Source organism: Metabacillus crassostreae, from assembly GCF_016908395.1.
In the GTDB taxonomy this organism is placed as follows: Bacteria; Bacillota; Bacilli; order Bacillales; family Bacillaceae; genus Metabacillus; species Metabacillus crassostreae.
Genome location: NZ_JAFBDU010000007.1, coordinates 201,892 through 221,049 on the forward strand (window position 1 = coordinate 201,892; position 19,158 = coordinate 221,049).

Sequence of the window (19,158 nt, forward strand, 5' to 3'; positions counted from 1 at the left end):
TAATAACTTTTATGTTGAAATATACATATCTTATGAACCAATGAGGGAGAACAGTAAGTAAGAATACACATGACTAGAGAGGAAATGTCTAAGGCTGAAAACATTTCTACATGATGACTTATTGAAAAACACTCCTTAGGTTTCTCTCTGAAAAACATAATGTTTAGTAGGAGCTGAACGTTACAGGCGTTAACTGTTTGAGTGGAGATAGATAAAACTATTTCAACTAGGGTGGAACCACGGGTATAACTCTCGTCCCTACATTATTGTAGAGACGGGAGTTTTTTTGTTGTTTTGAACCATTTTAAGAAAAACAACCAGAGCTCGGGTAACTACCCAGATCATATAGCATTTGTGTATTGGAGGAGAAAAGTAATGTCATTCCAGATTCCTAGAGGTACTCAGGATATTTTACCTGGAGAAGTTGAAAAGTGGCAGTATATTGAAAATACTGCTCGTGATTTATGTAGTAGGTATCAGTATAAGGAAATTCGCACACCAATATTTGAACATACAGAATTATTTTCACGAGGTGTTGGTGAGAGTACTGATATTGTTCAAAAGGAAATGTATACCTTCCAAGATCGAAAGGGAAGAAGCATTACACTAAGACCAGAAGGAACGGCATCAACTGTACGTTCGTTTGTTGAAAAGAAACTTTATGCAAATCCGTCACAGCCAACAAAGCTTTATTATATTGGACCTATGTTTCGTTATGAACGCCCACAAACAGGTCGTTTTCGCCAATTTGTTCAGTTTGGTATTGAAGCACTTGGTAGTAATGACCCGGCAATTGATGCAGAAGTTATTTCTCTTGCAATGAATTTATATGGAACACTAGGTCTTAAAAGCTTAAAGCTAGTGATCAATAGTTTGGGTGATACTGCAAGCCGTACAGCTCATCGTGAAGCATTAATTGCACATTTTGAACCTCGAATTAATGAATTTTGTTCAGATTGTCAAAATCGATTGCAACAAAATCCATTGCGTATTTTAGATTGTAAAATAGATCGCGATCATGAGTTAATGAGCTCAGCTCCTTCTATTCTTGAATTTTTAAATGAAGAATCCAAGACTTATTTTGAAAAAGTCCAACAATACTTAACGGCAAATGGAATTTCATTTGAAGTTGATCAGAATCTTGTTCGTGGGCTTGATTATTATAATCATACAGCGTTTGAAATTATGAGTGATGCAAAAGGGTTTGGGGCAATTACTACTCTTTGTGGAGGTGGTCGCTATAATGGACTTTCTCAAGAGATTGGCGGTCCAGAGACACCAGGCATTGGGTTTGCACTTAGTATTGAGCGTCTATTATCAGCACTAGAAGCTGAAGGTGTAGAGTTACCCATTTCATCAGCAATAGACTGCTATATTGTGACAATGGGAGATCAAGCAAAAGATCGTGCTGTTTCATTGCTTTATGACATGAGAAATGCAGGCTTTAAAGCGGAAAAAGATTATGAAGATAAAAAGATGAAAGCTCAATTTAAAGCAGCAGATCGTCATAATGCCAAATTTGTTGCCGTTTTGGGTGATGATGAGCTAGAAAAGAATGTGATTGCAGTGAAAAATATGGATACAGGTGAGCAAGAAGAGATTGGAATAGATCAATTAATTTCATATTTAAAACAAAATTCTAAGTAAAGTATTGAAAGGTGAGGGTTACATGTTTGGCCGTACATATTATTGTGGAGAAGTACCTGAAACTTCTATTGGAGAAAAAGTTATTTTAAAAGGCTGGGTTCAGAAACGTCGCGACCTTGGAGGAGTTATTTTTATTGATCTTCGTGATCGTACTGGAGTTGTTCAAGTTGTTTTTAACCCCGAAATCTCTGAAGAAGCATTACAAATAGCTGAAAAAGTTCGAAGTGAGTACGTATTAGATATAACTGGGGAGGTTGTTCTTCGAAGTGAAGAAACAATTAATCCGAATGTACCTACAGGTAAAATTGAAGTGATTGTTGAAAGTGTAACAATCGTAAATGCTGCAAAAAATCCTCCTTTCTTGATTGAAGATAAGTCAGAGGAAGTTTCAGAGGATGTTCGTTTAAAATATCGTTATTTAGATTTAAGAAGACCAGCATTATTTAATACAATCCAGATGCGTCATAATGTTACAAAATCAATGCGTAATTTCTTGGATGAAAAAGGATTTTTAGATATTGAAACACCTATTTTAACGAAAAGTACTCCTGAGGGTGCTCGTGATTATTTAGTGCCAAGTCGTGTTCATGATGGTGAATTTTATGCATTGCCACAATCGCCACAAATTTTTAAGCAATTATTAATGGTTTCAGGTTTTGATAAATATTATCAAATTGCTCGTTGTTTCCGTGATGAAGATTTAAGAGCAGATCGTCAACCTGAATTTACGCAAATAGACATTGAAGCATCTTTTATGAGTCAAGATGATATTATGGCTATGACAGAAAAAATGATGGCACGAATTATGAAAGAAACGAAAAATATTGATATTGAGTTACCACTACAAAGAATGTCTTATGATGAAGCAATAAATCGATTTGGTTCAGATAAGCCTGATACTCGTTTTGGTTTAGAGCTTGTTGATGTTGCTGACGTTGTTAAAGACAGTGGCTTGAAAGTATTTAACACAGTAGTAGCCAATGGTGGACAAGTAAAGTCTATCAATGTAAAAGGTGCTGCTGATAAATATTCAAGAAAAGACATGGATGCTTTAGCTGAATTTGTTGCACCATATGGAGCGAAAGGTTTAGCTTGGCTAAAAGTTGAAGAAGATGGATTGAAAGGTCCAATTATCAAATTCTTTACTGAAGAAGAACAAAAAGGACTTTTACAAGTGATGGACGCAACTGTTGGGGATTTATTAGTATTTGTTGCTGATAAAAAGTCAGTTGTTGCTGACGCTCTAGGTGCTCTTCGTATGAAGCTAGGAAAAGATTTAAAGCTTATTGATGAAAGTAAATTCAATTTCTTATGGGTAATTGATTGGCCATTACTTGAATATGATGAAGCAACAAAACGTTATTATGCTGCACATCATCCATTTACAATGCCAGCTAGAGAAGATATCGGATTATTTGAAACAGATCCTGGAAAAATGAAAGCACAAGCATATGACATTGTTCTTAACGGTTATGAGTTAGGTGGAGGATCAATTCGTATATTCGAAAAAGATATTCAAGAAAAGATGTTTAAGCTACTTGGTTTCTCTGAAGAAGAAGCAAAAGAGCAATTCGGTTTCTTGCTTGAAGCATTTGAATATGGAACACCACCACATGGAGGTATTGCTTTAGGTTTAGACAGACTTGTCATGCTATTAGCAGGTCGAACAAACTTAAGAGATACTATCGCGTTCCCTAAAACAGCTAGTGCAAGTGACTTACTAACAAATGCACCAAGTGCTGTAAGTGAAGCACAATTAGAAGAGTTAAATATAGAGCTTCGTGATTAATTTATGTCACTAGAGCTTCCAATAATCTTGATCTGTATTTTGTAATTTGCTATTATTTGATTAAGAAATAAAATAAAAATAGTCCTGATGTGTTCGTTGTATACCTAGTTTTGACCTAACATTATAAATTCGGGAGCTTCTTGTTTCTACATGTAGTAAATGCCTTTTATTCACAAGTGAGGACTTACAATCATTTAGAATAGAGCACCCACCTGCTAAGGGCGGGATCAAAACTAAGGAATCGGCAACGGCACAATCGGGACTAATACATAGAATGAAATTATAGAGTCTAATATTCCAGAATGCAGTGGAAGATGGGCTTTTTTATTTTGTTTATAATATTTTAATACGCAACATCATTTAATATCTGATCTATAAAATACTTGCATTTCCGTCTGTGTATGATATATTCGTTTTCAGGTAAAAATACTGTCATTATATAGATCGACTATAAATGAAAAATGGAATAATTGGAGTTGAATTAATTGTTACATCAATTTTCTCGTAACGAATTAGCTATAGGTACAGAAGGGTTAAATATACTTAAAAATAGTACAGTTGCAGTCCTTGGTATTGGAGGAGTTGGTTCTTTTTCTGCTGAGGCACTAGCTAGATCAGGTGTTGGTAAACTCGTTCTAGTTGATAAAGATGATGTTGATATTACAAATGTTAACCGACAAATTCACGCACTAGTTTCAACTGTGGGACAACCTAAAGTAGATTTAATGGAAGCTAGGGTCAAAGATATTAATCCTGATTGTGAAGTAATATCGCTTAAAATGTTTTATACAGAAGAAACATATGAGCAATTTTTTGATCACAATATTGATTATGTTGTGGACGCATCTGATACAATTTCATATAAAATCCATTTGATGAAGGAATGCTTAAAACGAAATATTCCTATAATTTCAAGTATGGGTGCAGCAAATAAAATGGATCCAACAAGATTTCAGGTTGCTGATATTTCCAAAACACACACAGATCCAATTGCAAAGGTTATTCGTACACGTTTAAGAAAAGAAGGAATTCATAAAGGAATTAAAGTTGTATTTTCTGATGAAAGTCCTATTGTCATACGTGAGGAAGTGCGAAAAGAGGTTGGGAATGATGCGGCACAAATCCGGAAAGCGAAAATGCCACCATCATCAAATGCATTTGTACCTTCAGTAGCAGGTTTAATTATGGGAGGATATGTTATTACAGATCTTCTAAAGGATATAAAAATAACACGAGTTAAAGATGAAAAGAAATAATAAAGGAGGCTGACATGTTTCAGCCTCTTTACAGTTAGTTATAATATTTTTTAGGGAATGTATCATCACTCATTTTTTGTGCTTGATTAATCATTGACATTAGTAGCTTATAGTCATGTTCAATATGCTGTTTTTTCTGTAATAGCTGTGCATACTTAGCTTCAAGTTCAGAATGTTTTTTCCTAAGTTGTTCATTCTCTTTTTTTAGTTGTTCTTGTTCATCCTTTGTATTATGATCATTCTTTGTTTGTTCATGACTTTTTAAAAAATTTATACAATCACTTAATGTAATATCATTAAAAGTATCCTGGTCAGAATTTGATGTTAGAGCATCATTCGATAATGCTAAACTGTGACTTACTTTCTGTTGTGTGAGTTTATTGTCTTTTTCTTGATGAATGCTTTTTCTTAGCGTTTTGGCATGTTCTACTTCTTTTTTATAATGCTTCCTTACTTCTGCATTCCACCGGTAGCCACAAGCTGCTGAAGTTCTATTTAACTGATCACCCACTTCGTCAAATGCAGCCACCTGAGTGCTTCCTTTTTGAATATGTTGTAATACAGACTGAGCTAATAGCAGATCATCTTCACTGGACCAAGCATCTTGTCTAACCTTCATGATACCCTCCTTTACGTTGTTAAGTATTTTCCTTTAGCGTTTCCTGATAAAATCATATTATTACGATGTGTAAATAGGAAAGCAATATTAGTTGTGATTGAACTGGTTAAGACCGCTCAATTTTTAACATTACTTATTTTATTACGTCTTTTATCAAATCTCTATGATTTGAAAGATTGATCCTACCCTATATAATCAAATAAGAAGGTTTTTTAAACAGTGCTATTTTGCGGTGAAAGATGTATTTATTGTAAAATATATTTCCATTTTTTATGAAAAAGATGCTATAGAATTGATTGGAGTGTTAACTATGAATGGGGAGCCACTTGCTTATCGTATGAGACCAACAACAATAGATGAAATTGTTGGTCAGAAAGATATAATTGGACCAAATACAAGTTTATATAAGATGATTAAAAATGGTTTTGTTCCATCTATGCTTTTATATGGTGAACCAGGTATCGGAAAAACGTCAATTGCATTTGCTATTGCTGGTACAACCAGTATTCCTTTTATAGCATTAAATGCAACAACGGCTGGAAAAAAGGATGTTGAAGCTGTTGTTGATGAAACTCGTCTTACAGGAAAGGTTATTTTATTTTTAGATGAAATTCACCGATTTAATAAAGCACAACAAGATTATTTATTACCACATGTTGAACGCGGAGATATCATATTAATTGGTGCAACAACTGAAAATCCATTTCATGACGTAAACCCGGCGATTCGAAGCAGATGTGGACAAATAAAGCAGCTCACTCGATTAACGACTGATAATATAAAAGAATTACTTAACAAGGCTTTACAAGATGAGCAAAAAGGTCTAGGTAAGTTATCAATTAAAATTACTGATGAACAAATAGATAAAATTTCCTTTGGATCTAACGGTGACGCAAGGAAATCTCTAACATTGTTAGAATCAATCGTATATGCTTCACCGAGGGAGAGTTCCACTTATTTAATCGATGATGAAATTATCCAAGATATGATTGGTCGAGTGGGTGTATATGGTGATAAAAAGGGGTCTAATTTTTATAATTTGTTATCAAGTCTTCAGAAAAGTATTCGAGGAAGTGATGTAGATGCAGCACTTTATTATTTAGCTCACTTACTTGAAACCGGAGATTTAGTTGCAGTAAACCGAAGATTACTTGTTATCGCTTATGAAGATATCGGATTAGCTGATACTTCAATAGGTAATAATGTGTTGGCGGCTGTTACCTCAAGTGAAAGGTTAGGGCTCCCAGAGGCGAGAATACCTTTATCGGTAGCAGTGGTTGAAATGTGTTTATCATCTAAATCAAATTCAGCGTACAAGGCATTAGACATGGCCATAAATGATGTTCGAAATGGTAATGTTGGAGATATACCTAAGCACTTGAGAGATGGTCATTATGCAGGCGCAAAGGATTTGGGGCATGTTGGCTACAAATATCCTCATGATTTTCCGATTGGAACTTTTGGTGGATGGGTTCAACAGGATTATCTGCCAACTAAACTTTTAGGAACCAAATATTATCGACCAATAGAAGCTGGTGAAGAAAAACGTCTTGCTGGGATTTATAAGAAGCTGGAACAATTTAAGAAAGAAAACAAATAAGGTACAGCAGTTGAATGTCCAAGTTGAATAGTCGGTTTTAGTGCTAACCATAAGGATAATATGCTATAATGGCAAGTGTTCAAAGAAGATACTATTATCAATTAGTTTTTCTTTATAAATTCAGCATAACTAAAATAAGGTTAAAGAACAACCTTCTAGCCGTCTTGCCTTATGCCTGTCGGGTCTAAACAAGGCGCTTTCGCTTTTCGTTGTCTAGCTACAGGCGCCATCGGCTCGAGGTCATAAGTCAATTAGGAATAGAAGGTAAAAAGCACCTTCTTTTCCTAATCGCCTTATGCTTGTCGCCGATAGGCAGGCGCCTTTCGCTTTTCATTGTCTAGCTGCAGCGCCTAGCCCCTCGGGGTCATAAGCCACTCAGGAATTGAAGACAAAGAACGTCTTCTATTCCCGAGCGTCTTATGCCTGTCGGGTCTAATCAAGGCGCTTTCGCTTTTCTTGGTATGGGAGGGTATTTATGGCGAATAATATGACAGAAACGATCTTTAAATGGGTTGTTTATTTTATAGGTTTACTGATTATGTCGTTAGGTATTGTATTGACGATTAAAGCGGAGTTGGGTGTTTCTTCCTGGGATGTGCTTCACATTGGATTGTATTATCAATTTGGTTTAACAATTGGTTCATGGACGATCATAACAGGTGTGTTTGTTTTATTGATTAGCACAATAATGATGAAAAGAATTCCACAGCTAGGTGCTTTTATTAATATGATAACTATTGGAATTTTTATTGATTTATATTTATTATTACCTTTCCTTCATACACCTCATTCGTTTTTAGGTCAATTGCTGATGCTACTATTAGGTATTGTTGTTTTATGCTACGGAATGGGTTTATATATATCTGCAAAATGTGGTGCAGGTCCAAGAGATAGCTTAATGATCGCCTTAGTAGAAAAAACAGGTAAATCTATAACTGTTATTAGAGGAAGTATTGAAATGATTGTCTTATTTTTGGGTTGGCTTTTGGGTGGACCTGTATTTATTGGAACGATTATCACAACTTTATCTCTAGGGTACATGGCAGGTGTGATGATTCCATTTTGTGAAAAATCAACAGATAAACTCTTCAGTAAACTATTTAATCAAAATAAAAAATTATTTGAAAAAGTTTGCTAGGGTCGTAAAGCTTAAGGGGGATATTATGAAAATATCAACAAAAGGACGTTACGGATTAACAATTATGATAGAGCTCGCGAAACAGCATGGAGAAGGACCAACTTCATTAAAAAGTATTGCCCAGACACATAATTTATCAGAGCATTACCTAGAGCAACTTATTGCTCCATTAAGAAATGCACGTCTTGTTAAAAGTATTAGAGGTGCTTATGGTGGCTATATTTTAGGAGATGAGCCTGCTAACATAACTTCAGGAGATATTATCCGTGTATTAGAAGGTCCAATAAGTCCTGTTGAAGTTCTAGAGGATGAAGAGCCAGCAAAAAGAGCTCTTTGGATTAGAATTCGTGATGCAGTTAAGGATGTACTTGATAACACAACACTTGAGGATCTTGCTAGTTATACAGACGGTGAACAAGAACCTTATATGTTTTATATTTAATGTTATAACTATAACTAAATTTACTCCAGAAACGAGTGTATAGAAAGGAGGGGATGTTGATGAAACGAATTTACCTTGATCATGCTGCAACTTCCCCGATGCATCCAGAGGTAGCTGAAAAAATGTTCTCTATGATGAAAGAGAGCTATGGAAATCCTTCTAGTATTCATTCTTTCGGTAGAGAAGCAAGGCGAATTCTCGATGAAGCTAGACGAAGTCTAGCAAAAACGATTAGTGCAAAACCAGCAGAAATTATTTTTACAAGTGGTGGAACTGAAGCTGATAATTTAGCTATTATCGGTACAGCTTTGGCGAATCAACATTTAGGAAAACATATCATTACAACAGAAATAGAGCACCATGCAGTTTTACATGCATGTAAATATCTAGAAAAAAATGGATATGATATCACATACTTACCAGTAGATAAATATGGCTTGATATCAATAGAAGATCTAAGAGATAATCTGACAAATCAGACAGTGCTTGTTTCAATCATGTATGGAAATAATGAAGTTGGCGCTATACAGCCTATAAGAGAAATTGGCCACATTTTAAGAAATCATCATGCTTTTTTTCATACAGATGCGGTACAAGCATATGGAATTGAGTCTATTGATATAAATGATTTAAATGTAGATTTACTATCTGTTTCTTCCCATAAAATAAATGGACCTAAAGGAGTAGGCTTTTTATATGCTAAAGCAGGTCTTAAACTTCAGCCTTTGCAATACGGAGGAGAACAGGAATTAAAACGAAGAGCTGGGACGGAAAATGTTCCTGGTATTTTTGGCTTTCAGCTTGCTGCTAACCTGTCATTAGCAACCCGAAAACAAAAATCAGAAAACTACCTTTCATTTAAGCAGGAAATGATATCAATTTTTCAGGAACATCAGATTAAATTTGAAGCGAATAGTCCAAATGATGGATTACCACATGTGTTTAATGTCTATTTTCCTAAAACAAATATTGAATCATTACTAGTAAATCTAGACTTAGCTGGAATTGCAGCATCAAGTGGTTCAGCGTGTACGGCAGGGTCAATTGATCCCTCCCATGTCTTAGTTAGCATGTATGGTAAGCAGTCAGAGCGAATTTTATCATCTATTCGTTTTAGCTTTGGATTAGGTACAACGAAAGAAGATATTCAATATGCAGCACATGAAATTTCAAAAGTAATTAAAAAAGTTACAGCATAGAGTAAAACTGGAGGTGAAGAGATGAATAAAGATCCTAAAGATACAAGAGTTGTTGTTGGAATGTCTGGTGGAGTAGACTCCTCAGTAGCAGCTCTTCGTTTAAAAGAGCAAGGTTATGAAGTTATAGGAATATTCATGAAAAACTGGGATGATACAGATGAAAATGGTGTATGTACGGCAACAGAAGATTACAATGATGTGATCGAGGTTTGTAATCAGATTGGAATTCCCTATTACGCGGTGAATTTTGAAAAGCAGTATTGGGATAAAGTATTTACCTATTTCTTAGATGAATATAAAGCAGGCAGAACACCTAACCCTGATGTTATGTGCAATAAAGAAATTAAATTTAAAGCATTTTTAGAGCATGCTATGTCACTTGGTGCTGATTATTTGGCAACAGGTCATTATGCTCGTGTAGAGTATCGTGATGGAGAATACAAAATGCTCCGTGGTATCGATGACAACAAAGATCAAACCTATTTCCTAAATCAATTAGGTCAAGAACAGCTTTCAAAGGTAATGTTTCCATTAGGAGATATTGAGAAGCCGTTAGTACGTGAAATGGCAAAAAAAGCAGAGCTAGCAACTGCAACTAAAAAGGATAGTACGGGAATTTGTTTTATAGGTGAAAGAAATTTCAAAGAATTTTTGAGTGGCTATTTGCCTGCACAACCCGGAATAATGCAAACTCTAGATGGTGAAGTAAAAGGTAAGCATGATGGACTTATGTATTATACAATTGGACAGCGACATGGATTAGGAATTGGTGGTAGTGGTGATCCTTGGTTTGCTATTGGTAAGGACTTAGAGAAAAATGTATTATATGTTGATCAAGGTTTCCATAATGAGCTTTTATATTCTGACTCAATCACCGCAACAAATATAAGCTGGGTATCAGACTCTCCAATTACAGAATTATCTTGTACAGCAAAATTCCGCTATCGACAAGAAGATAATGAAGTGTCTGTAGAAATGATAGATGAAAATACAGCAAAGGTTTCATTTAAAGAGCCTATACGAGCTGTAACACCAGGACAAGCTGTTGTTTTCTATGATGGTGAAATTTGTCTAGGTGGAGGAACAATTGATGAGGTATATAAAGAGGACAAGAAGCTCTGGTACGTTGGATAACTGATAAAATAAGGGGGTGACGCTGTTAAATAGAGTCAGCCCCTTTATCTCGTGATTTAAAGCTTGAGAATTTGGAGCAGCAGCATCAAATTTACATAAAAAATACTTGAAAGTAGGTAACAAAATGGATAATAATCAACTTGGTATTGAAGCTATGCAAAAAGGTAATTTTGAAGAAGCAGCTACAGCATTTTCTAAAGCGATTGAAGAACAACCTAAAGATCCGATTAGTTATGTAAACTTTGGAAATTTATTATCGGCAGTGAACGAACTTGAAAAAGCCCTTAAATTTTATGAAAAAGCAATTGAAATTGATGAGAATACAGCTACTGCATACTATGGAGCAGGAAATGTATACTTTAATCAAGAAAACTATAATGAAGCAAAAAACATGTATGAAAAAGCCTTAAGAAAGGGCTTAGATAACGGTGACCTTCATTTTATGCTTGGATTGTCTATGCTGCAAATAGATCAACATCGATTAGCATTACCATACTTCCAAAGAGCAGTAGAGTTAAATGAAGACGATGCTGATGCGAGGTTTCAATATGGTTTATGTTTAGCACAGCTTGATTTAATAGATGAAGCAATGATTCAATTTCAAACTGTAGTATCATTAGATGATCAACATGCAGATGCATTTTATAATCTTGGAGTAGCATACGCATTTAAAGAAGAAACAATTAAAGCAAAAGAAATGCTAGAAAAAGCATTAATAATACAGCCGGACCATATGCTGGCTGGACATGCTTTAAACATAATAGGTGAAAATAAACAGTAGTAGTTGCATTAGAGGGGAGTATGGTGTCATGCAGGAAAGTGCGGATTTATTTGCGGAAAATGAAAAATTTGTGAAGGGCTTAGTTAAGGTTGTTATCTTTCACAATGAACAGAATTTATATTCTGTCTTAAAAGTAAGGATTCATGAAACAAGTGAGAATATTGAAGATAAAGAAATAACAGTTACCGGATATTTCCCACTCCTGCATGAAGATGATACATACACCTTTTTTGGTTCATTTACGAACCATCCTAAATTTGGTTTGCAATTTCAAACCGAGCATTTTCGAAAAGAAATACCTCAAACAAAGGAAGGAATTGTTCAATATTTATCGAGCGATCTTTTTAAAGGAATTGGAAAGAAAACCGCAGAAGCAATTGTTGATAAATTAGGTGAATCAGCTATTTCAAAAATCCTTCAGAATCCTTCTATCCTCGACGAAATTCCTAAAGTAAACAAAGAAAAAGCGAAACAATTAGTTGAAGCACTTGTTTCTCATCAAGGTCTTGAACAAGTAATGATTTCATTAAATCAAGTGGGATTTGGTCCACAGCTTGCCATGAAAATATATCAAACATACCAAGACCAGACGTTAGCAATCATCCAGGAAAACCCCTATCAATTGGTACAAGATATAGAAGGGATAGGATTTGTACGAGCTGATGAACTAGGTCAGCAAATTGGTATATCAGCAAAAAGCTCTGAAAGAATTAAAGCTGCTTGTCATTATATTATTGAACACTTAAGTTTGCAGGAAGGTCATGTTTATATAAAAGTTGATCAATTAATTATTAAAACGAAAGAGCTACTTGATCATTCAAAAAAAGGTCTCATTCATGAAGAAGAGATTGCTAATGAGATTATTTCCTTAGGTGAAGAAGGAAAAATGATTGTTGAGGAAGATCGAGCATATTTACCTTCTCTATATTTTGCGGAACAAGGATTAGTGAAGAATATCAAAAGAGTTTTGGATCAACAAGAGTACGAAGAGCTTTTTCCTGAATCGGAATTTTTATTATCACTTGGAAACCTTGAAGAACGGTTAAAGGTCCAATATGCACCTACCCAAAAAGATGCCATTCAAAAAGCATTAATGTCTCCAATGCTTTTGTTAACAGGTGGACCTGGTACAGGCAAAACGACTGTTATTAAAGGGATTGTTGAACTATATTCAGACTTACATGGTTGTTCATTGGATCCCTCAGATTATAAAAAGGAAGAACCTTTCCCGATTCAATTAGTTGCACCAACAGGTCGAGCTGCTAAAAGAATGAGTGAAGCTACAGGCTTATCTGCAGTTACCATTCACCGCTTATTAAAATGGAATGGTGCAGATGGCTTTGAACATGATGAGAATAATCCAATTGCAGGAAAGTTACTCATCGTAGATGAAGTATCGATGGTTGATATTTGGATTGCAAATCAGTTATTTAAAGCTTTACCTGAAAACATTCAAGTTATCATGGTAGGTGATGAAGATCAACTTCCTTCCGTCGGTCCCGGTCAGGTACTTAGAGATCTATTAGCTTCTTCAATTATACCTACTGTGAGGTTAACTGATATTTATAGACAAGCAGAAGGATCATCCATTATAGAGCTTGCACATGAAATCAAAAAAGGGAATTTGCCACAAAATATTACGAAACCAACCTCTGATCGTTCTTTTATTCAGTGTTCACAATCACAGATGAAAGAGGTTATTGAGAAAGTAATAAAAAGTGCAATTAATAAAGGGTATTCTGCCAAAGACATTCAAATTTTGGCACCAATGTATAAGGGACCTGCTGGTATTGATCAATTAAACAAACTTCTACAGGAACTTTTTAATCCCAAGACACCTGGTAAAAGAGAAATGAAGTTTGGTGAGGTTATTTATCGTAATGGTGATAAAATTCTTCAGTTGGTAAACCAGCCTGATCAAAATGTTTTTAATGGAGATATTGGAGAGATTGTTTCCATTTTCTATGCGAAGGAAAATACAGAAAAAGAAGATATGATTGTTGTTGCATTTGATGGAAATGAAGTCACCTATACGAAACAAGACTTTAATCAGTTTACTCATGCTTTTTGTTGTTCTATTCATAAATCACAGGGAAGTGAATTTCCAATTGTGATTTTACCTATCGTTAAGGGGTATTATCGAATGCTTCGTCGAAATTTAATTTATACAGCGATAACGAGAAGTAAACGATCACTGATTCTTTGTGGTGAGAGAGATGCTTTACAGTGGGGAATTTCGAATAATGAGAGCTCCGAGAGACAAACAAGTCTTATGTTAAAGCTAAATAAAGATGGAACAGAAATGATCATTGATGAATTGCAAAAAGAATTACCATTCCCTGTAGAAGATGCAAATATTGGCATGGAAAACGTTACACCGTATGACTTTATGGAGGTTAGTGAATCATAAAAATGTTCGAAAGAGGTGGAGCTACTTTGCGAACATATTCAAAGCTTAAGGGACTTCCAGTGTACAGCACCAGCAGTGCTGACCTTCTTGGTCATATAACGAATTTATGCGTATCTACCCAAGGCTTTATCATCGGACTTCTTATGGAAGGAAAGGGTCTTTTCCATCGTGATCGTTTTTTACCTATTAAATCAATACATGCAATTGGCGATCATGGTGTAATGGTTGATGAAGCTGAAAATTTATTAACAATTCATGATCTAAAGAAAAATTATACGTATAACACATACAGTGACCTCCAATACAAATCAGTTTTAACAAAAGAAGGAGAGAAACTTGGTTTGTTAGAGGACGTATATTTTTCAGAAGAAATGGGCACAATTGAGGCATACGAGTTGACGGACGGATTTTTTGCTGACATCGCTGAAGGAAAAAAAGTGGTTAAAGCAAGTGGGGAGCCACTATCGATAAGCAAAGATGCGATCGTCATAGACTTTTAAGAATATAAAAGAGGTGTGCCCGTTTGTTTTCATGTCCGAATTGTAAAAGTAAAGATCTTGGGAAGATAGGTGTAAATCAATATTACTGCTGGAGCTGCTTTATTGAATTATCTGTTACTAAAGGGAAAATATTAACACATCAGGTTGAGGAAGATGGCACATTAAGCTCACTTGATGATTTGTTTTCAGATGATGAACGATCAATAAGCATGTAAAGGGGAGATTGATTTTGAAACGTACTGTAACCTCATTAATGTCTTTAGGATTAGGTGCTGCAGCTTATCATTTTGCTCGCAACACTAACATGACAAATAATCGTTCAATGAAAAAAATGAAAAAACGCATGATGAAAATGTTTTAATATTTCTTTAGGGAGCTGACTGTTCAGCTCTCTTTTTCATATTTAAAGTAAATCCAACATGTATAAAATGTCTCCTTCCTTTAAAGAATAAATGGAAAGAGGAGGGAGTTTTTTGAGAGAAAAACAAATAAAATGGTTATTACGTATCACTATTTTATTGCTTGGATTACTTACAATATATGTATTTTTTAAGCTGTATAATATATGGGCTCCCTTTTTTCTTATGTTCAAAGCCATATTTATCCCTTTCTTAATAGGAGCTTTTATTACATATCTATTACATCCAATAATTGAAAAGTTACATCGTACAGGTGTACCAAGGCCAATTTCAATCCTGATTATTTATTTACTTTTTTTCGGTTCTATTGGTTACGGTTTTTATAAAGGAATTCCTGTACTAGTTAATCAGCTTCGTGATTTGTCAGAGAACTTTCCTCAGCTTTCTGCAGCATATTCTGAGTGGATTGATTCTATTCATGATCAAACAAATCGCTGGCCTAATGGTGTTCATGAAAGGGTTGATCAACTATTTGCAAAAACTGAGGCTTGGTTAGCGTTAACTGTTGAGAATGTTATTAGCAGTTTAAAAGGGATTTTCGATTATATGCTATTAATCGCAATTATCCCTTTTCTAGTGTTTTATATGCTGAAAGATTATGATCAAATTAAAAAAGCTGGGTGGTATTTAACTCCTAGAAAATGGCGTAGTGAAGCCATTCAATTTCTAAAGGATATTGATCGCTCACTAGGAAACTATATTAGAGGGCAATTGTTTGTTTGTTTTATTATAGGGTTACTTGCTTTTATCTCATTATGGTTTTTTGATGTGAAATATCCTTTAATTTTGGGCTTATTAATTGGTTTAACCAATATTATTCCTTATTTTGGACCAATAATAGGAGCTGTACCTGCCTTAATCATAGCAGCAACAATGTCTACTCAAACCATTATTATTGTTGTTGTCATCATATTGTCTTTACAATTTATTGAGGGGAATATTCTAGGACCATTAGTTGTAGGTAAAAGCTTGCATATGCATCCAATCATTATAATGCTCGCATTATTGGCTGGTGGTGAAATTGGTGGAATTGTTGGATTAATGATAGCTGTTCCCATTGTAGTAGTGTTACGTGTGATGATCCTTCATCTTGTATTACTCAGAAGACAACATTGACATTTATCGCACGCTTGTCTATAATTCACGATAGAATATTGAATATTGCAATCACAATGATGGAAAAAGATGTTGTTACCGCCTTTTCAGAGAGGAATTTCCTTGGCTGTAAGAAATTCTAGGTAGGCACAGCAAAAAGCTATTCCTAAGTGCAGAAAAACCTGCCGTTTTAACCACGTTACGGTTATTAGAGGTGATGAACATATGTCACGCATTTTTCTTTCTAACTTTGCCTATTGGCTATTAGTAGTACAGAGATTCTTGTGTGTTTGTAAGTTCATAATCAGGGTGGTACCGCGAGTTTACTCTCGTCCCTGTGCAAAGATGGATTTCTTTACACAGAGACGAGAGTTTTTTGTGTGATTTTCGTTTTGTGAAATAACACATAACTGAAACTATTGATAACAAATGAGGAGGATACATATGAGAAATTTACAATCAGCAGAAGTGCGTCAAATGTTTTTGGACTTTTTCAAAGAAAAAGGTCATGGTGTAGAACCAAGTGCTTCTCTAGTACCACATGAGGACCCAACATTGCTTTGGATTAACAGTGGTGTTGCGACATTAAAAAAATACTTTGATGGGAGAGTTATTCCTGCCAATCCGAGAATTTGTAATGCACAAAAATCAATTAGAACAAATGATATTGAGAATGTTGGTAAAACCGCTAGACATCATACATTCTTTGAAATGCTAGGTAATTTTTCAATAGGAGATTATTTTAAGGTTGAAGCTATTGAGTGGGCTTGGGAGTTCTTAACAAGTGAAGAATGGATTGGGTTTGATGCAAAAAAGCTTTCAGTAACGATACATCCTGAAGATAATGAAGCATTTGATATTTGGAAAGATAAAATTGGTGTTCCTGAGGAGCGAATCATTCGCTTAGAAGGTAACTTTTGGGATATAGGTGAAGGACCTAGTGGACCAAATACCGAGATCTTTTATGATCGAGGAGAAGAATACGGAAATGATGTAAATGACCCAGAATTGTATCCAGGTGGAGAAAATGAGCGTTATTTAGAAGTGTGGAATTTAGTGTTTTCTCAGTTTAATCATAATCCAGATGGAACATATACTCCACTTCCAAAGAAAAACATAGATACAGGAATGGGACTTGAAAGAATGGTCTCTGTTATTCAAAATGTTCAAACGAACTTTGACACCGATTTATTTATTCCAATCATTCGTGCAACAGAGGAAATATCAGGTGAGCAATACCGAACTGATAAAAATAAAGATGTTGCATTTAAGGTTATTGCTGACCATGTACGTACAGTAAGCTTTGCCATTAGTGATGGAGCACTACCTTCTAATGAAGGTCGTGGATATGTTCTGCGACGTTTATTAAGAAGAGCAGTCCGCTATGCGAAACAAATTAATATTAATCGTCCTTTTATGTATGAATTAGTTCCAGTTGTAGCAGAGATAATGGTCGATTTCTATCCTGAAGTAAAAGATAAAACTGAATTTATTCAAAAAGTGATTAAAAATGAAGAAGAACGTTTTCATGAAACACTAAATGATGGACTAGCAATTCTTAGTGAAGTAATCAAAAGTCAGAAAAAACAAGGTAAAGATATCATTCCAGGAGAAGATGTTTTCCGTTTATATGACACTTATGGATTTCCAGTTGAGTTAACTGAGGAGTATGCAGAAGAGGAAGGAATGAAGGTTGATCAAGCTGGTTTTGAAGAAGAAATGGGTCGCCAGCGTGATCGAGCTCGTGCTGCAATTCAAAAAGTTGATTCTATGCAAGTACAAAGTGGAGTGCTAGGAGAAATAAAGGAAAAAAGTGAGTTTGTTGGTTATAATCAATTAGAGATTGAGCAAGCAAAAGTTATGGTAATTATTAAAGATGGAGAACTTGTTCATGAAGCTTCTGAGGGAGAAGAAATTCAAGTTATTCTTGATTCAACACCTTTTTATGCTGAAAGCGGTGGACAAATCGCAGATGAAGGTACTCTAATCAATAGTAAAACACATATTAACGTGCAAAATGTTCAAAAAGCACCAAACGGGCAAAATCTTCATCTGGTAGTAGTGGAAAGTGGTACTTTACAAACTGGTGACACATTTAAAGCAACTGTTACTGAAGCAAATCGTAGTGGTATTGTTAAAAATCATACTGCGACCCATTTATTGCATCAAGCATTAAAAGATGTGCTTGGCGAGCATGTAAACCAAGCAGGATCATTAGTTACTGCTGATCGTTTGCGCTTTGATTTCTCTCATTTTGGACAAGTAACGCAAGAGGAATTATCTCAGATCGAACATAATGTTAACGAACAAATTTGGAAGGGCATTTCTGTTCAAATTGAGCTAAAATCACTTGCAGAAGCTAAAGAAATGGGTGCGATGGCGTTATTTGGAGAAAAGTATGGAGAGGTAGTTAGAGTTGTCCAAGTGGGTGACTATAGCTTAGAGCTTTGCGGTGGTTGTCATGTAGATAACACAGCAACAATAGGTTTATTTAAGATAGTAACTGAATCTGGAATTGGTGCTGGAACTAGACGTATTGAAGCTGTAACTGGTAAAGCAGCTTATCAAGCTATAAATGAACAATTACAGAAACTCACAGAAGCTTCAGAGCTGTTAAAATCTAATCCTAAAGATATTACGACAAGAATTAGTGGCTTACTTCAAGACTTCAGATTACTTCAACGAGAAAATGAATCATTAAATTCTAAACTTGGAAACTTAGAAGCAGGTAATATTGTAGATCAAGCTAAAACGATTAATGGTGTAACACTTCTTGCTGCCAAAGTGAATGCTAAGGATATGAATAGTCTACGTGGAATGATGGATGACTTGAAAAATAAGCTGCAATCAGCTATTGTTGTTCTCGGAGCTGCTGAGGATGGTAAAGTGAATTTAGTTGCAGGAGTAACGAAGGATTTAGTAGATAAAGGCTATCATGCAGGAAAACTTATTAAAGAAGTTGCTGAACGATGTGATGGAAAAGGTGGCGGTCGCCCAGAAATGGCTCAAGCCGGTGCTAAAAATCCTGATAAACTGGACGGAGCACTTAAATATGCTGAAGAATGGATTGAATCCGTTTTATAATTAGTAAAAGTAGTGTAAAATAAAGGTAAGATTGGACAAGCAGAT

General features: G+C 35.1%; 16 protein-coding genes, 1 other RNA gene and 1 other annotated feature. Of the genes, 16 read left to right on the forward strand and 1 reads right to left on the reverse strand.

The genetic code is table 11. From position 1 onward, the window contains the following. The first annotated feature begins 31 nt into the window (after positions 1 to 31). Positions 32 to 263: a binding site (T-box leader), on the forward strand. A gap of 112 nt (positions 264 to 375) precedes the next feature. From hisS to JOC75_RS18635, 4 genes are all read left to right on the forward strand, one after another. Further along, positions 376 to 1,647 (forward strand): histidine--tRNA ligase, encoded by a 1,272-nt coding sequence (gene hisS, locus JOC75_RS18620; protein WP_204955497.1) that lies wholly within the window; start codon positions 376 to 378, stop codon positions 1,645 to 1,647. Between the two features lie 22 nt (positions 1,648 to 1,669). Next, the gene (gene aspS, locus JOC75_RS18625) at positions 1,670 to 3,436 is read left to right on the forward strand and encodes an aspartate--tRNA ligase (protein WP_204955498.1); all 1,767 of its coding nucleotides are present in this window, start codon (positions 1,670 to 1,672) and stop codon (positions 3,434 to 3,436) included. 78 nt (positions 3,437 to 3,514) lie between these two features. Continuing rightward, a non-coding RNA gene (gene ssrS / locus JOC75_RS18630) (6S RNA) lies at positions 3,515 to 3,703 on the forward strand. A gap of 218 nt (positions 3,704 to 3,921) precedes the next feature. Beyond that, the gene (locus tag JOC75_RS18635; protein ID WP_204955499.1) at positions 3,922 to 4,692 is read left to right on the forward strand and encodes a tRNA threonylcarbamoyladenosine dehydratase; all 771 of its coding nucleotides are present in this window, start codon (positions 3,922 to 3,924) and stop codon (positions 4,690 to 4,692) included. Positions 4,693 to 4,726: 34 nt separating this feature from the next. On the opposite strand, the gene JOC75_RS18640 is transcribed toward JOC75_RS18635, so the two are convergent. After that, positions 4,727 to 5,311: an RsfA family transcriptional regulator gene (locus tag JOC75_RS18640; protein WP_239589568.1), complete on the reverse strand. Its 585-nt coding sequence runs from the start codon at positions 5,309 to 5,311 to the stop codon at positions 4,727 to 4,729. A 310-nt stretch (positions 5,312 to 5,621) separates the two neighbouring features. Here JOC75_RS18640 and JOC75_RS18645 point away from each other — a divergent pair, with 310 nt between their 5' ends. The 12 genes from JOC75_RS18645 (at position 5,622) to alaS (ending at position 19,113) form a co-directional block, all read left to right on the forward strand. Further along, on the forward strand, positions 5,622 to 6,911 hold the full coding sequence (locus tag JOC75_RS18645; protein WP_204955500.1) for a replication-associated recombination protein A: 1,290 nt from the start codon (positions 5,622 to 5,624) through the stop codon (positions 6,909 to 6,911). A gap of 475 nt (positions 6,912 to 7,386) precedes the next feature. Continuing rightward, positions 7,387 to 8,049 (forward strand): YczE/YyaS/YitT family protein, encoded by a 663-nt coding sequence (locus tag JOC75_RS18650; RefSeq protein ID WP_204955501.1) that lies wholly within the window; start codon positions 7,387 to 7,389, stop codon positions 8,047 to 8,049. A gap of 25 nt (positions 8,050 to 8,074) precedes the next feature. After that, positions 8,075 to 8,491, forward strand: coding sequence for a cysteine metabolism transcriptional regulator CymR (gene cymR / locus JOC75_RS18655; RefSeq protein WP_146949120.1), 417 nt, complete (start codon positions 8,075 to 8,077; stop codon positions 8,489 to 8,491). Between the two features lie 59 nt (positions 8,492 to 8,550). Beyond that, positions 8,551 to 9,690: a cysteine desulfurase family protein gene (locus tag JOC75_RS18660; protein WP_204955502.1), complete on the forward strand. Its 1,140-nt coding sequence runs from the start codon at positions 8,551 to 8,553 to the stop codon at positions 9,688 to 9,690. A 21-nt stretch (positions 9,691 to 9,711) separates the two neighbouring features. Next, entirely contained in the window at positions 9,712 to 10,824 is a 1,113-nt protein-coding gene (gene mnmA / locus JOC75_RS18665; protein WP_204955503.1) for a tRNA 2-thiouridine(34) synthase MnmA, read from the forward strand. A gap of 124 nt (positions 10,825 to 10,948) precedes the next feature. Next, positions 10,949 to 11,605, forward strand: coding sequence for a tetratricopeptide repeat protein (locus tag JOC75_RS18670; protein ID WP_204955504.1), 657 nt, complete (start codon positions 10,949 to 10,951; stop codon positions 11,603 to 11,605). Between the two features lie 28 nt (positions 11,606 to 11,633). Then, positions 11,634 to 14,015, forward strand: a complete 2,382-nt coding sequence (recD2, locus tag JOC75_RS18675; protein ID WP_204955505.1) for an SF1B family DNA helicase RecD2 — start codon at positions 11,634 to 11,636, stop codon at positions 14,013 to 14,015. A 26-nt stretch (positions 14,016 to 14,041) separates the two neighbouring features. Next, positions 14,042 to 14,515, forward strand: a complete 474-nt coding sequence (locus JOC75_RS18680; protein WP_204955506.1) for a PRC-barrel domain-containing protein — start codon at positions 14,042 to 14,044, stop codon at positions 14,513 to 14,515. Between the two features lie 23 nt (positions 14,516 to 14,538). After that, complete coding sequence (locus JOC75_RS18685; RefSeq protein ID WP_146949114.1) at positions 14,539 to 14,730, forward strand: hypothetical protein; 192 nt, start codon at positions 14,539 to 14,541, stop codon at positions 14,728 to 14,730. A gap of 14 nt (positions 14,731 to 14,744) precedes the next feature. Continuing rightward, positions 14,745 to 14,876: a YrzQ family protein gene (locus tag JOC75_RS18690; RefSeq protein ID WP_204955507.1), complete on the forward strand. Its 132-nt coding sequence runs from the start codon at positions 14,745 to 14,747 to the stop codon at positions 14,874 to 14,876. 112 nt (positions 14,877 to 14,988) lie between these two features. Beyond that, positions 14,989 to 16,050 (forward strand): AI-2E family transporter, encoded by a 1,062-nt coding sequence (locus JOC75_RS18695; RefSeq protein ID WP_204955508.1) that lies wholly within the window; start codon positions 14,989 to 14,991, stop codon positions 16,048 to 16,050. Between the two features lie 423 nt (positions 16,051 to 16,473). Then, a complete protein-coding gene (gene alaS / locus JOC75_RS18700; protein ID WP_204955509.1) occupies positions 16,474 to 19,113 on the forward strand; it encodes an alanine--tRNA ligase in 2,640 nt (879 codons plus the stop codon). Positions 19,114 to 19,158 lie beyond the last annotated feature (45 nt).

Bases quoted from the DNA above. Each gene is read 5' to 3' on its own strand.
- hisS (WP_204955497.1), top strand. From the start codon at position 376: ATGTCATTCCAGATTCCTAGAGGTACTCAGGATATTTTACCTGGAGAA.
- cymR (WP_146949120.1), top strand. From the start codon at position 8,075: ATGAAAATATCAACAAAAGGACGTTACGGATTAACAATTATGATAGAG.
- aspS (WP_204955498.1), top strand. From the start codon at position 1,670: ATGTTTGGCCGTACATATTATTGTGGAGAAGTACCTGAAACTTCTATT.
- JOC75_RS18670 (WP_204955504.1), top strand. From the start codon at position 10,949: ATGGATAATAATCAACTTGGTATTGAAGCTATGCAAAAAGGTAATTTT.
- mnmA (WP_204955503.1), top strand. From the start codon at position 9,712: ATGAATAAAGATCCTAAAGATACAAGAGTTGTTGTTGGAATGTCTGGT.
- JOC75_RS18650 (WP_204955501.1), top strand. From the start codon at position 7,387: ATGGCGAATAATATGACAGAAACGATCTTTAAATGGGTTGTTTATTTT.
- JOC75_RS18640 (WP_239589568.1), bottom strand. From the start codon at position 5,311: ATGAAGGTTAGACAAGATGCTTGGTCCAGTGAAGATGATCTGCTATTA.
- JOC75_RS18660 (WP_204955502.1), top strand. From the start codon at position 8,551: ATGAAACGAATTTACCTTGATCATGCTGCAACTTCCCCGATGCATCCA.
- JOC75_RS18645 (WP_204955500.1), top strand. From the start codon at position 5,622: ATGAATGGGGAGCCACTTGCTTATCGTATGAGACCAACAACAATAGAT.
- alaS (WP_204955509.1), top strand. From the start codon at position 16,474: ATGAGAAATTTACAATCAGCAGAAGTGCGTCAAATGTTTTTGGACTTT.
- recD2 (WP_204955505.1), top strand. From the start codon at position 11,634: ATGCAGGAAAGTGCGGATTTATTTGCGGAAAATGAAAAATTTGTGAAG.